This window comes from Sanguibacter antarcticus, from assembly GCF_002564005.1.
In the GTDB taxonomy this organism is placed as follows: domain Bacteria; phylum Actinomycetota; class Actinomycetes; order Actinomycetales; family Cellulomonadaceae; genus Sanguibacter; species Sanguibacter antarcticus.
On record NZ_PDJG01000001.1, the window covers coordinates 1,524,903 to 1,538,325 of the forward strand.

The window sequence follows — 13,423 nt, forward strand, 5'->3', positions numbered from 1 at the left end:
GACAGGACACCGTCATGCCTCTGCTCCGTCTCCCCGCCTCACGCCCCGGCCGTCTCGCCGTGCCCTCCGCACCCGGGACGACCCGCCCCGGCTTCGACCGACGGTCCTTCCTCGGGCTCTCGGCCGCCGGTGCCGCAGCTCTCACGCTCGCCGCGTGCGCGGGTCCGTCGACGGCCAGCGGCACCGCGCCGGCCTCCGCGGAAGCTCTCGACTACACAGGCGTCAAGCCGGCGTCGACGATCTCCATGTGGTCGAGCCACCCCGGTGGCTCGCAGGAGGTCGAGCAGAAGATCATCGACCAGTTCAACGCGAGCCAGTCCGCGATCACCGTCTCCCTCGTGACGGCCGGAGCAAACTACGAGGAGGTTGCCCAGCGCTTCCAGACCGCTCTCGCGGGTGGCGGCCTCCCCGGGCTCGTCATCCTCTCGGACGTCTGGTGGTTCCGGTACTTCATCAACGACTCGATCATCCCGCTCGACGCCGTGCTCGACGCCGTCGGCATGGAGACGGACGACTTCCGTCCCACCTTCTTCGCCGACTACCAGTACGACGGCGCGCAGTGGGCGATCCCCTATGCGCGGTCGACCCCGATGTTCTACTACAACAAGGAGCACTGGGCCACGGCCGGCCTGCCCGATCGCTCCCCCGCCACCTGGGAAGAGTTCGGCGAGTGGGCTCCGCGCCTCAAGGCAGCCGACACCGGTGTTCTCAACGCCTTCCAGTACCCGGCGATCTCGGGTTATGCCGGATGGACGTTCCAGAACAACGCGTGGGGCCAGGGCGGCTCGTACTCGGACGGCTGGGACATCACGATCGACGAGAAGCCTGTCGTCGATGCCCTCGAGTGGATGCGCCAGGGCGTGAACGTCGAGAAGTGGGCCGGCATCACGAGCAACGACCAGGCGACAGACATCGCCTCGGGCGCGGTGAGCGCGACCGTGAGCTCGACCGGGTCGCTCGTCGGGATCCTCGACACCGCGAGCTTCGACGTCGGCGTCGGGTTCATGCCGGGCGGACCGACCGCGACCGAGCCGGTCTGCCCGTCGGGCGGCGCCGGGCTCGGCATCCCTCAGGGGATCACCCCGGAAGAGCAGGTCGCCGCCGCGACGTTCCTCAAGTTCCTCACCTCACCGGAGAACGCCGTCGCGTTCTCGGCCGCGACGGGATACATCCCGACCCGTACGTCCGCAGACGTCACCGGCCTCGTGAGCGCAGCCCCCCAGATCCAGACCGCGATCGACCAGATCGAGGTCGTCCGCACCCAGGACTACGCCCGGGCGTTCCTGCCGGGTGGGGACAAGGCCGTCGCTGACGGAGTCGGCCGGGTCCTCACGCAGGACGAGGACCCGCAAGAGGTGCTCACCGAGGTGCGCGGACAGCTCGAGGACATCTACACGACGGACGTCGAGCCGCTCCTGTCCTGAGCAGGCGGTGCACCGGCGTCGCTGCGGCGATAGGTGACGAACCGGTAGTGCAGGCCCGACGTCGACACGCCGCCGTCGACGTCAGGCAGCGCACCCGTGGGGCCTGGAGGGGAGGCGAGAGCCGTCCACCCAGGCCCCACGGGCGGCGCAAAAGCGTCTCCCTCGACCTGGACGTCGACATACGTGACGACGAGGAGGTCGGCACGCTCAATCGCTGCCGCGTACACCTGCGCGCCGCCGATCACCCACGCACGCTCGACATCAGGATCCTGCGAGGCGACCACCAGCGCCTCGTCCAGCCCACCGACAAGGTGTGCGCCACGAGCCGCATAGTCCGGCTGCCGGGACAGGACGATGTTCGCTCGTCCTGGAAGAGGTCGAAACCGCTCGGGCAAGGACTCCCACGTGGCGCGGCCCATGATCACAGGAGCACCTGCCGTGGTGCGACGGAAGTGCGCGAGATCCTCCGGAAGGTGCCACGGGAGCGCACCCGCCGCTCCGATGGCCCCGTCCTTCGCCTGCGCCCAGACGAGCCCGAGCGCCACCTGGCTGGTGCGGCTCATACGGCGATCGGCGCGGAGATCGTCGGGTGGTGGACGTACCCGTCGACCACGACGTCGTCGAACCCGTAGTCGAACAACGAGGCAGCCTTGCGCAGCTGCAGCCGGGGGAACGGGAACGGTTCCCTCTCGAGCTGCGTGCGGACCTGCTCGACGTGGTTGTCGTAGATGTGGCAGTCGCCGCCCGTCCAGACGAAGTCTCCGACCTCGAGGCCGACCTGCTGGGCCACCATGTGAGTGAGGAGGGCATAGCTCGCAAGGTTGAAGGGGACCCCGAGGAAGAGATCGGCGGACCGCTGGTAGAGCTGGCACGAGAGCTTGCCGTCGGCGACGTAGAACTGGAAGAACGCGTGGCACGGCATGAGCGCCATCGCGTCGAGGTCTGCGACGTTCCATGCGGAGACGATGATGCGGCGGGAGTCCGGGTTCGACCGCAACGTCTCCAGCACCTGTGCCATCTGGTCGATGTGCTGGCCGTCGGGCGTAGGCCACGAGCGCCACTGGACGCCGTAGACGGGCCCGAGCTCGCCGTCGGAGTCGGCCCACTCGTTCCAGATCCGGACGCCGTTCTCCTGGAGCCAGCCGACGTTGGAGTCACCGCGCAGGAACCACAGGAGCTCCCCCACGATCGAGCGCAGGTGCACACGCTTCGTGGTCACGAGCGGGAACCCCGCGGCGAGATCGAACCGCATCTGGTGACCGAAGACGCTCCGTGTACCCGTGCCCGTCCGGTCGGACTTCGCTGTGCCGTGCTCGAGCACGAGACGCAAGAGGTCCTCGAACTGTCTCTGCGGAGCGAGGGTGCCGGTCGCCGTCGGGTCGCCTGGTGTCATGGCTTCATCGTAGGACGGACAGGACTGGAGCGACGATACTCAGGTGATGGACACTGCTGCTCCCCGCTCGTCTGGCCTCCCGACCCACCTCCCTGCCGGCATCCTCGTCGACGGCGCGTGGGCGCCCGCCGGGGGCGGTCGCACCTTCGAGGTCCGCAACCCGGCGACAGACGAGATCCTCTGCGAGGTCGCAGACGGCAGCCCTTCCGACGGGCTCCGGGCCCTCACGGCAGCCGACGGAGCCGCCGCAGCGTGGCGACGTACCCCGCCGCGGGTGCGCTCCGACCTGTTGCGGGCCGTCTTCGACCGACTGGTCGCCCACACCGAGGACATCGCCGCGATCATCACCGCTGAAGGCGGAAAGCCTCTCGCCGAGGCTCGTGCCGAGGTGGCCTACGGCGCAGAGTTCGTCCGCTGGTACTCGGAGCAGGCGGTCCGCATCCCGGGCACGGTGCGCACATCGCCCGCAGGAGGGACCCAGCTCGTCCGCCGTCGTCCTGTGGGGCCTGCGCTCCTCATCACGCCCTGGAACTTCCCGCTCGCGATGGCGACCCGCAAGATCGCTCCTGCCCTCGCAGCGGGGTGCAGCGTCATCATCAAGCCGGCCCGGCTCACCCCGCTCACCACGCTGTTCGTCGCCGAGATCTTCCGCGACGAGCTCGCTGCACGAGGCCTGCCGGCGGGCGCCGTCAACGTCGTCCCGACGGCACGCTCCGGCCCGACGACCGAACCGATCATCGCCGACGCGCGGCTGCGCAAGCTCTCGTTCACCGGCTCCACCGAGGTGGGCAGAGGGCTGCTGCGCAGCGCGTCCCACGGTGTGCTGCGGACATCGATGGAGCTCGGCGGGAACGCTCCGTTCCTCGTCTTCGCCGACGCGGATCTCGACGCAGCGGTCGAGGGCGCGATGGTCGCGAAGATGCGCAACGCAGGACAGACCTGCGTCGCGGCCAACCGTTTCCTCGTGCACGAGTCCGTCGCCGAGGCCTTCGCCGAGCGACTCACCGCAGCCTTCGCTGACCTCGTCGTCGGAGACGGCACCCACGCCGGAGTCACTGTCGGGCCGCTCATCGACGAGGGTGCGGTCGAGAGCGTGCAGGGCGCTGTCCAGTCCGCGGTCGACGACGGAGCGCGGGTGAGGATCGGTGGCAGCGCCCCTTCCGGGCCAGGCTCCTACTACGCACCTACCGTGCTCACCGACGTGCCGCGCGACGCGAGAGTCGTCACCGACGAGACCTTCGGACCGGTCGCCCCGATCGTCACGTTCGAGTCCGACGACGACGCGCTCGCTCTGGCCAACGGCACCGAGCACGGTCTCGTGGCTTACGCCTACACCCGCGATCTCGGACGAGCCCTCATGCTGTCAGAGGAGATCGAAGCCGGCATGGTCGGCATCAACCGCGGTCTCGTCTCTGACGCGAGCGCCCCGTTCGGCGGCCTCAAGCAGTCCGGCCTGGGCAGAGAAGGCGGCGAAGCGGGCCTCGACGAGTATCTCGAGACCGTCTACGTCGCCCTCTGACGAGTCCTCGCGGGCGCCGGGGTAGGGTCGGGCCCATGGCACTGTTCACCGAGTCCGCAGACGTCTCCGTCCGTCCAGCGATCCCGGGCGACGACGCAGCCGTCGCCGACATCCAGGTCGCTGCCTGGCGCGCGTCCCATGCGACGCTCCTCGGCGAGGACGCCCTCGAGTCTCTCGACGGCGAGCGGATCCGGCGTCAGTGGGAAGCGGCGATCACCGCCCCGCCCGGCCCCGGCTATGCCGTGCTCGTCGCGTGCGAGCGTGCCGACGTCGTGGGCTTCGCTGCTGTCGGGCCCGCCGTGCTCGTCGCGCTCGAGGTCGCCCCGTCGGCGCAGCGCTCTGGCCACGGCTCACGCCTCTTGTCGGCCGCTGTCGACCGGTTGCGCTCCGACGGCGCGAGCGAGATGAGCACCTGGGTGCTCGACGACGACCCAGCGCGCGAGCAGTTCTTCACCGGCGCCGGGCTCGGCCCCGACGGCAAGACCCGGCTGCTCGCCACCGGTGTCCGCGAGGTCAGAGAGACCCGCTGGTCCGCGACGATCTGATCGCCTGGCACGCTCACCAGCCAGACGACCACGTCAGGGCAGGTCAGGTCGTCGGAGCCTCGCGAGCGGTCGTGCCCGAGTAGAACCGCGCTGCGGTCCGCAACGAGGATCGTGCCCGTCGACGGTCTCGGGCTGCGTCGTAGGCGAACGCGAGGTGGTACCACGCAGCCCAGCTCTCAGGTTCCGCTTCGACCCTGCGTCGCGCGGTCTCGAAGGCCGCGTCGGCTGCTGCGCGGTCGATCCGCCCGCCAGGGGAACGAGGCAGGTCGTCCACCGGCAGAGCACCCTGTGCGGCGAGCTCGTCAGCCATCCGTTGCACCATCATCCCGAGGCGCCACTCCCGTGCGATGAGCCCCACCGCGAGCACCGGGAGGATGAGGACGCCGATGCCGATGCCGACAGCGAGCGGCTCCCCCGTCGAGACGAGCGCCGAGGACCGCCCGGCGATCTGCCAGATGTACAGGGTCAGCAGCAGGGTCACCGCACCCGCCCCGAGAAGGCCCTTCGCCCTCGTCCCTGTTCTCACGAGAGGTCCAAGACGTTCTCGAGCCCCACGGTAAGCCCTGGCCTCGTGACCACCTCACGGACAGCGAGCAGGACGCCTGGCATGAACGACACCCGGTCGAACGAGTCCTGTCGGATCGACAGCTGTTCGCCGACGTTCCCGAAGAGGATCTCCTCGTGCGCGACGAGGCCTCGCAGCCTCACGGCATGGACGCGGACCCCGTCGACGTCCGCCCCGCGTGCGTCGTGCCCGGTCTCGGTCGCATCGGGGCTCGGTGCCATGCCTGCATCGGCACGCGCAGCCGCGATCGCCGCTGCGGTGTGCCGCGCGGTGCCGCTGGGTGCGTCGATCTTGTCCGGGTGGTGAAGCTCGATGACCTCGACCGACTCGAAGTACCGAGCAGCGCGAGCTGCGAAGGTCATGGCGAGCACTGCCGAGAGCCCGAAGTTCGGTGCGATGAGCACCCCGGTGCGTGCCGCGGCGACCGCGGGCTGTGCCAGGTGCTCTCGCACTCTCTGGCGGCTCTCGTCGGTCCAGCCCGTCGTGCCGACGACAGCATGGATCCCTGCGTCGAGGAGTGCGTGCACGTTCGCTTCCGTGACGCCCGGAACCGTGAAGTCGACCGCCACGTGAGCGCCCGACTCGCGCACCACCGAGAAGTCGTCGCCCGCGTCGTACCGGGCGACCAGCTCGAGCCCGGCTGCCGCCTCGATCGCGTCGCAGACGGTACGTCCCATGCGTCCGGCAGCACCGAGGACTGCGACGTTGATGGTCTCGGGCACGGGGCTCGGCGTCGCAGACGCCACAGGAATCGTCACTGTGCGAGCCTAGCGCTCCCCGCTGGGGCCCAGGACCTCGACGGCGCCGGAGCACCGCGTGCACGAGCACGCGGGCTCCTGCAGCGAGCAGGTCCGACGGGTCCTGGACCGCGAGGGTCTGTGACGCCGAGCACGAGCGCCTCAGTCCCCGAAGGGTCCGACCCGCACGATCGATCGTGGGCGGGACGCGAGGTCCTTGGCCAACGACTGCACCTCGTCGACGGTCACCGCCCGTACCCGGTCGAGCGACTCTTCGATGCTGAGGAGCTCACCGTTGACGAGGTCGGCTTTCCCTAGCCGACTCATCCGTGACCCGGTGTCCTCGAGCCCCAGGACGAGGCCGCCGCACAGCTGCCCGATGCTCCGGACGAGCTCGGCGTCGGTGATCCCCGAGTCTGCGAGACGGTCGAGCTCGGTCACGAGGAGCGCGGTCACCTCGTCGATCTTCGTGGGGGCGCAGCCGGCGTAGAGCCCGAAGGTCCCGGTGCCACCGTGCCCAGAGGCGAAGGAGTAGGTCGAGTAGGCCAGCCCACGTCGCTCACGGATCTCCTGGAAGAGGCGCGAGGACATCCCACCACCAAGGACGGCGCTGAGCACAGAGAGGATAAACCGCCGGTCGTCCGTCGCGGACAGCCCAGTCGATCCGAGGATGACGTTCGCCTGCTCGACGCTGCGACGGATGGTGAGCTCGGTCCCGACGGTTCCGACGCCGACGACGTCGCTCGTGTCACGGCGGGCGCGCGGGAGCGCACCAGGAGCCATGTTCCAGCCACCCGTGGTGAGCGCCGCCTCGACCTGACTGACGAGAGCGTCGTGGTCGACCCCTCCCGCAGCCGAGATGACGAGCGTCTCGGGCCGGTAGTGCCACTGGTAGTGCTCCCACACGGCAGCGCGGGGAACAGCACGGATCGCGTCGGGCGTCCCGCCGATCGGGCGTCCGAGCGCATGCCCGGCGAGGACCGCCGAGGCGAACTCCTCGTGGACGACGTCCGAGGGGTCGTCGTCGTTCATCGCGAGCTCTTCGAGGATCACTCCACGCTCGGTCTCGAGCTCGTCCGGGTCGATCCGAGCGGAGGTGACCATGTCGGTGATGACGTCGACCGCCATGGGCAGGTCTGAGTCGAGCACACGCGCGTAGTAGCACGTGTGCTCTTTGCCGGTCGCGGCGTTCGCCTCGCCGCCGACTGCATCGAACGCCTCGGCGATGTCCATCGCGCTGCGGCGCGCGGTGCCCTTGAACAAGAGGTGCTCGAGGAAGTGAGTCGAGCCGTGGTGCCCGCTCGTCTCGTCACGAGACCCGACGCCGACCCAGGCACCGACGGTGGCCGAGCGCAGGCCGGGCATGTGCTCGCTGAGCACACGAACCCCGCCGGGCAGGACGGAGCGACGGATCGTCGCCCCGTCCTGCCCGGCTGTCAGCTCATTCTCCGGCGAGCCGGCGGGAAGGAGCGGAAGGTTCCATGTCACGTCAGGCGTCGACCTGCTCTGCACCGGACGCGTCGTCCGCTGCAGGCTCGGACTCTTCGACGACCGCGTGGAGCGAGAGCTTCCCGCGCGGGTCGACCTCACCGATCTCGACCTGGACCTTCTGGCCGATGGCGAGGACGTCTTCGACGTTCTCGACACGCTTGCCACCGACGAGCTTGCGGATCTGGCTGATGTGCAGCAGACCGTCCTTGCCCGGGGACAACGAGATGAATGCACCGAACGAGGTCGTCTTGACGACGGTCCCGACGAAGCGCTCACCGATCTCAGGGACGTGCGGGTTGGCGATCGCGTTGATCGCCGCGCGTGCAGCCTCTGCGGACGGGCCGTCGACGGCTCCGATGTAGACCGTGCCGTCGTCCTCGATGGAGATGTCCGCGCCGGTCTCCTCCTGGATCTGGTTGATCATCTTGCCCTTCGGGCCGATGACCTCGCCGATCTTGTCGATCGGGACCTGGACCGCGATGACCCGAGGAGCGTAGGGGCTCATCTCGTCCGGGATGTCGATGGCCTCGTTGAGGACGTCGAGGATCGCGAAGCGTGCGTCGCGGGCCTGGTTCAGTGCCGCGCCGAGAACCGAGGCGGGGATGCCGTCGAGCTTCGTGTCGAGCTGGATGGCCGTGATGAACTCACGCGTCCCGGCGACCTTGAAGTCCATGTCTCCGAGAGCGTCCTCGGCTCCGAGGATGTCGGTGAGGGCCGCGTAGCGAGCCTCGCTCCCGGTGAGGTCTGAGATGAGACCCATCGCGATGCCTGCGACCGGTGCCCGCAGCGGGACACCAGCGTTGAGCATCGACAGCGTCGACGCACACACGGAACCCATCGACGTCGAACCGTTGGACCCGAGCGCCTCGGAGACCTGGCGGATCGCGTAGGGGAACTCTTCGCGGCTCGGCAGCACCGGCATGAGGGCACGCTCAGCGAGCGCTCCGTGGCCGATCTCGCGACGCTTGGGGCTGCCCACGCGACCGGTCTCGCCGGTCGAGTAGGGCGGGAAGTTGTAGTTGTGCATGTAGCGCTTGCGCGTCTCCGGACCGAGCGAGTCGATCTGCTGCTCCATGCGGAGCATGTTCAGCGTGGTGATGCCCATGATCTGGGTCTCGCCACGCTCGAAGATCGCCGAGCCGTGCACGCGGGGGACGACCTCGACCTCGGCCGAGAGCGTACGGATGTCCGCAAGACCGCGACCATCCATGCGGACGCCGTCGTTGAGGACGCGCTGACGGACAAGCTTCTTGGTCACTGCGCGGAACGCTGCGGACAGCTCCTTCTCGCGCCCCTCGAACCCGGCGGCAAGCTGCGCGACGGCCGCGCTCTTGAGCTCGTCGAGACGTGACTCGCGCGACTGCTTGTCAGCGATCGTCAGTGCCGTCGTGAGGTCGGCGGAGACCGCGCCCTCGACTGCGGCGAACGCATCGTCCTGGTAGTCGAGGAAGACAGGGAACTCGCGGACGGGCTTCGCAGCCTTCGCGGCGAGCTCTGCCTGTGCGTCGCACAGCGCCTTGAGGAAGGGCTTGGCTGCTTCGAGGCCCTCGGCGACGACCTCTTCGGTCGGTGCGGCGACGCCCTCGTTCTTGATGAGGTTCCACGAGTTGTTCGTGGCCTCGGCCTCGACCATCATGATCGCGACGTCGTCGCCGACGACACGACCGGAGACGACCATGTCGAAGACTGCGCGCTCCTTGTCAGAGTACTTCGGGAACGCGACCCACTGGCCGTCGATGAGCGCAATGCGCACACCGGCGATCGGGCCGGAGAACGGCAGCCCAGAGAGCTGGGTCGACAGGGACGCCGCGTTGATGGCGAGCGTGTCGTAGGCGTCGTCCGGGTGGATCGCGAGCACGGTCACGACGACCTGGACCTCATTGCGCAGCCCCTTGACGAACGTGGGGCGCAGCGGACGGTCGATGAGACGGCACGCGAGGATCGCCTCGGTGCTCGGGCGGCCTTCACGGCGGAAGAACGATCCGGGGATCCGTCCGGCGGCGTACATCCGCTCCTCGACGTCCACCGTGAGGGGGAAGAAGTCGAACTGTTCCTTGGGGTGCTTGCCGACCGTGGTGGCGGACAGCAGCATCGTGTCGCCGTCCAGGTAGGCGACTGCGGAGCCGGCGGCCTGGCGTGCGAGGCGGCCGGTCTCGAAGCGCACGGTACGGGTGCCGAAGCGCCCGTTGTCGATGATCGCTTCGCTGAACTCGATCTCGGGACCCTCCATGGGTGCCCTCCATTTCTCGGAGTGGCCCGCCCGCTGTGCACCTGGCGGTCTTCGATCGAAACCCACGGAGTGGTCGCGCAGGGCGCGTGCTGCTCCGTAGGTCACTACCGAGGACCGAACGAGGTGGATCGGGCTGGACCGGTGTGTGACTGGTTGTACTGATGGCGTGCGGTGGATCTGGGTGGTGCAGTCATACCGAACCAGCCCGGACCCTCACGGGGTCCGGGCTGGTCAGGGTGGTGTCAGCGGCGGAGGCCGAGACGACCGATCAGTGTGCGGTAGCGGTTGACGTCGACCCGCTGCAGGTAGCCGAGAAGACGACGGCGCTGGCCGACGAGGAGGAGCAGACCACGACGGCTGTGGTGGTCGTGCTTGTGCTCCTTGAGGTGCTCGGTGAGGTCGAGGATGCGCTGCGTGAGCATCGCGACCTGAACCTCGGGGGAACCGGTGTCGCCCTCGCTGGTGGCGAACTCGGTCATGATGCGCTGCTTGGTGGCAGTGTCGAGGGGCACGGCTCTCCTTGGTGTGTCGTTGCGCGGCGCTCCGGGGCAAGTCCACCCGAGCTCTATGTATCCGCGGCCGTTCTGACGGCGTGGCAAGTCTAGCAGGATTCCGCTCCGCGGTGGCTCGGCGGCTCGTCCGGCGACGACCTCCCGAGAGGTTCTCAGCCGCCGACGACCGGTCGAGACTGGTCGAGCTCGGGCGCCGGCCGCCCGAGCAAGAACCCTTGGACGAGCTCGCACCCGATCTCCCGGAGCATCGCCAGCTGCTCCGGCTCTTCGACACCCTCGGCGATCACCTCGATGCCGAGCTCGCGTGCGAGGGCCAGGACCCCGCGAACCACCGCGAGCGACGCTCCGTGCTTCGGCAGCTGCATGATGAAGCTGCGGTCGATCTTGATCTGGTCGACCGGGAGAGCCTGGAGCCAGGCGAGCGTCGAGTACCCGGTTCCGAAGTCGTCGAGCGAGATGCGCACCCCGAGCTGCCGCAGCTCGTCCATCCGCTCGATCACCCCGGGAAGGTCGATGAGAGACCGGCTCTCCACGAGCTCGAGGTGAAGCCTGCTCGGCAGGAGGCCATATGTCGTCAGAGCCGCACGGACCGCGGGCACGAGCCGCGGATCGACGAGCGACGCGCTGGCGAGGTTGACTGCGACGTGCAGCGGACGGTCGGACGTCGCCGGCCAGCCAGCGAGCTGCTTGCACGCTGCATCGAGCGCCCAGAGGTCGAGGTCGGTGACGAGACCTGCTTCCTCGGCGAGCGGGAGGAAAGCCCCCGGAGCCAGCAGCCCGAGCCGTGGGTGGTGCCAGCGCAGCAGCGCCTCAGCACCGACGACAGTCAGATCGTCGGTCCCCGACACGTCGACGACCGGCTGGAAGTGCAGCCGAAGCTCACCTGCCCCGGCGGCCTTGCTCAGCTCGGCCTCCAACGAGGGCACGATACGACGTGCGAGCGCCTCCCCCGAGATGGCGACCTGATTGCGCCCGGACTGCTTCGCGATGTACATCGCTGAGTCGGAGGCCGCGAGCAGCTTGTCTCCCCGACCGTCCGTACCGGAGTGGATGGCGACACCGACGCTCGCCGTGATCCGAACCTCCCGACCGTCGATCCGGAACGGCTCGTCGAGCGCGTCGACGAGCCGCATGGCGACAGCGAAAGGCTGCCGCTCGTCGTCGATGTCGGTCAGCAAGATCGCAAACTCGTCGCCGCCCAGCCTGCCGACCACGTCACCCGGTCGAAGCTCACCACGCAGCCGGGCGCTGACCTGGCGGAGCAGCTCGTCGCCCGCTGCATGACCGAGCGCGTCGTTGATGTGCTTGAACCGGTCGAGGTCGCAGAAGAGGACCGCCGTGCTCGCCTCTCCGCTCGCCCCCCGGAGCCCCTCGTCGAGCAGCCGCGCGAAGAGCAGCCTGTTCGGGAGACCGGTGAGCGCATCATGCTGCGACTGGTGCCGGACCGTCGCCAGCAGGCGTGCGTTCTGGAGCGCTGTCGCGCCCTGGTCGCTCATGCCCGCGATGCGCGCGAGCGCCTCATGGTGCTGACCTGTGCCGTCGAGGAACCCTGAGAAGCCTGCAGTGACGACTCCCATGAGCTCGTCGCCGGCCAGGAGCGGCACCACGACGACGCTCTGGGACCCGCTCGCGCGCAGCACCTGCTGCAGGACCGGGCTCGCCGTGCGGATATCGACGAGGAGCGGTCCGTGGTGGGTGAGGATCCCGACGATCTCGGGGATCTGGTCAGCGCGGAACGTCGTCGAGAGCACCACGTCCCTCGCAGCCTCCTCCAGGCCGGCCGCCGCCACGACCCGAAAGCTCCCTAGAGCAGCTTCCCACTGCATCACCGTCGACCCACGACAGCCCACGATCTGCGGTAGGGCCTCCGCCAAGACCTGCGCCACCGCGACACTGTCGGTCGCGACCGCGAGATCGTGCGCCAAGGCCAAGAGATCTGCTGCCCGACGCTCTTCACGACGGCTCTCTTCGAGCGCCGTGAGCAGGTCCAACGCAGACGCGGCATGGTGGGCGTACGCCTCGAGCAGCTCTCGAGACCGACGTCTCTGCCCGTCACCAGTGCTGTAGAGCGCGACGAGCCGCCCGTGGACCCGACGCGAGGAGGCGACGTCGACGACGACTGCGTCGTCCCCCAACGGCTCGTCGGATAGCAGCACCTGCGCCAGGTGCGCCTCTCTCTCCTCTGTGAGCCCCGTGGACCGGACCGCACGTCCTGTCCCGTCCACGTCGTCGATCACCAGCAGGTAGGCCTGCGCGTCAGTCACCATGGCGGCGTGATGGACGATCCGGTCGAGCACCGTCGGTACGTCCTGGCTCGCGACGAGGTCTGCCGCCGCCACCTGGAGCTCGTGCATCTGCGCTCGCAGCGCGACGAGGTCTGCCTCGGACCTCCGACGTCGACGTGGTGTGGACGGGCGCACGCTGTCGATCCAGGCGACCTCGAACCGGCACACCTCGCCGTTCTCCCCCGGACCGGTGGTGTGCGTGACGGTGGCCGGCGCAAGTCCCCACAACGTCGGGACTGCAGACAACAGCCCTTGTGCATAGTCGCAGTCGAGACGTGAGTGCTCGTGCTCGCGCTGCATCTCGAGCGTCGCCGCCCCCGGCGAGCTCGTGACGACGCGCAGCACCGACACAGAGGTGAGGTGCTGGATGACAGCGGGCAACCGACGGTACGCCTCCCGCGACGAACCGGAGGCCCGGAGCATCGGTACGATGACTGATCTCACGTCGCTGCGCATCGCGGCGGCCCCGACCTCGGTCATCACCTGGTCGTGACCGACGACTGCGGTCGCGGCTGAGAAGAGCCGGAGACGAGAGTCGTGGCTGATCCACCGGGACGTGTCTTCGAGGTCAGCGACGGTGTACTCCACACCTGACTGCTCGATCACGCGCGCTACAGCACCGTCTCCGCCCTGCGCACGCACGTACGTCAGCAAGAGCTTCGTCGTGGCGCAGGACGCCTCGCGCGGATCAGTAGTCACCATGTCAGGTCACCTATCGACCT

General features: G+C 68.9%; 11 protein-coding genes. 3 read left to right on the forward strand and 8 right to left on the reverse strand.

Annotation, left to right across the window (positions count from 1 at the left end):
• Positions 1 to 14 precede the first annotated feature (14 nt).
• Positions 15 to 1,424, forward strand: a complete 1,410-nt coding sequence (locus ATL42_RS06905) for an ABC transporter substrate-binding protein (RefSeq protein ID WP_098454714.1) — start codon at positions 15 to 17, stop codon at positions 1,422 to 1,424.
• On the opposite strand, the gene ATL42_RS06910 is transcribed toward ATL42_RS06905, so the two are convergent.
• Complete coding sequence (locus ATL42_RS06910; protein WP_098454715.1) at positions 1,391 to 1,987, reverse strand: dihydrofolate reductase; 597 nt, start codon at positions 1,985 to 1,987, stop codon at positions 1,391 to 1,393. The two genes, ATL42_RS06905 and ATL42_RS06910, sit on opposite strands and share 34 nt — an antisense overlap.
• Positions 1,984 to 2,817, reverse strand: a complete 834-nt coding sequence (locus ATL42_RS06915) for a thymidylate synthase (protein WP_098454716.1) — start codon at positions 2,815 to 2,817, stop codon at positions 1,984 to 1,986. The genes ATL42_RS06910 and ATL42_RS06915 overlap by 4 nt, the downstream gene beginning before the upstream one ends.
• Before the next feature lie 46 nt (positions 2,818 to 2,863).
• Between ATL42_RS06915 and ATL42_RS06920 the strand changes: the two genes are divergently transcribed.
• Positions 2,864 to 4,336, forward strand: a complete 1,473-nt coding sequence (locus ATL42_RS06920; RefSeq protein ID WP_098454717.1) for an NAD-dependent succinate-semialdehyde dehydrogenase — start codon at positions 2,864 to 2,866, stop codon at positions 4,334 to 4,336.
• A 35-nt stretch (positions 4,337 to 4,371) separates the two neighbouring features.
• Positions 4,372 to 4,881, forward strand: a complete 510-nt coding sequence (locus ATL42_RS06925; protein WP_098454718.1) for a GNAT family N-acetyltransferase — start codon at positions 4,372 to 4,374, stop codon at positions 4,879 to 4,881.
• 43 nt (positions 4,882 to 4,924) lie between these two features.
• On the opposite strand, the gene ATL42_RS06930 is transcribed toward ATL42_RS06925, so the two are convergent.
• From ATL42_RS06930 to ATL42_RS06955, 6 genes are all read right to left on the reverse strand, one after another.
• Positions 4,925 to 5,362 carry a hypothetical protein gene (locus tag ATL42_RS06930; protein WP_245862248.1) on the reverse strand — a complete coding sequence of 146 codons (438 nt, stop codon included), beginning with the start codon at positions 5,360 to 5,362 and terminating at the stop codon, positions 4,925 to 4,927.
• Between the two features lie 41 nt (positions 5,363 to 5,403).
• A complete protein-coding gene (gene dapB / locus ATL42_RS06935) occupies positions 5,404 to 6,168 on the reverse strand; it encodes a 4-hydroxy-tetrahydrodipicolinate reductase (protein WP_098456405.1) in 765 nt (254 codons plus the stop codon).
• Positions 6,169 to 6,345: 177 nt separating this feature from the next.
• Positions 6,346 to 7,671 carry a M16 family metallopeptidase gene (locus ATL42_RS06940; RefSeq protein ID WP_098456406.1) on the reverse strand — a complete coding sequence of 442 codons (1,326 nt, stop codon included), beginning with the start codon at positions 7,669 to 7,671 and terminating at the stop codon, positions 6,346 to 6,348.
• 1 nt (position 7,672) lies between these two features.
• Positions 7,673 to 9,904, reverse strand: coding sequence for a polyribonucleotide nucleotidyltransferase (locus ATL42_RS06945; RefSeq protein WP_098454720.1), 2,232 nt, complete (start codon positions 9,902 to 9,904; stop codon positions 7,673 to 7,675).
• Between the two features lie 242 nt (positions 9,905 to 10,146).
• The gene (gene rpsO / locus ATL42_RS06950; protein WP_098454721.1) at positions 10,147 to 10,416 is read right to left on the reverse strand and encodes a 30S ribosomal protein S15; all 270 of its coding nucleotides are present in this window, start codon (positions 10,414 to 10,416) and stop codon (positions 10,147 to 10,149) included.
• A gap of 152 nt (positions 10,417 to 10,568) precedes the next feature.
• Positions 10,569 to 13,403: a putative bifunctional diguanylate cyclase/phosphodiesterase gene (locus ATL42_RS06955; protein ID WP_098454722.1), complete on the reverse strand. Its 2,835-nt coding sequence runs from the start codon at positions 13,401 to 13,403 to the stop codon at positions 10,569 to 10,571.
• Positions 13,404 to 13,423: the final 20 nt, after the last annotated feature.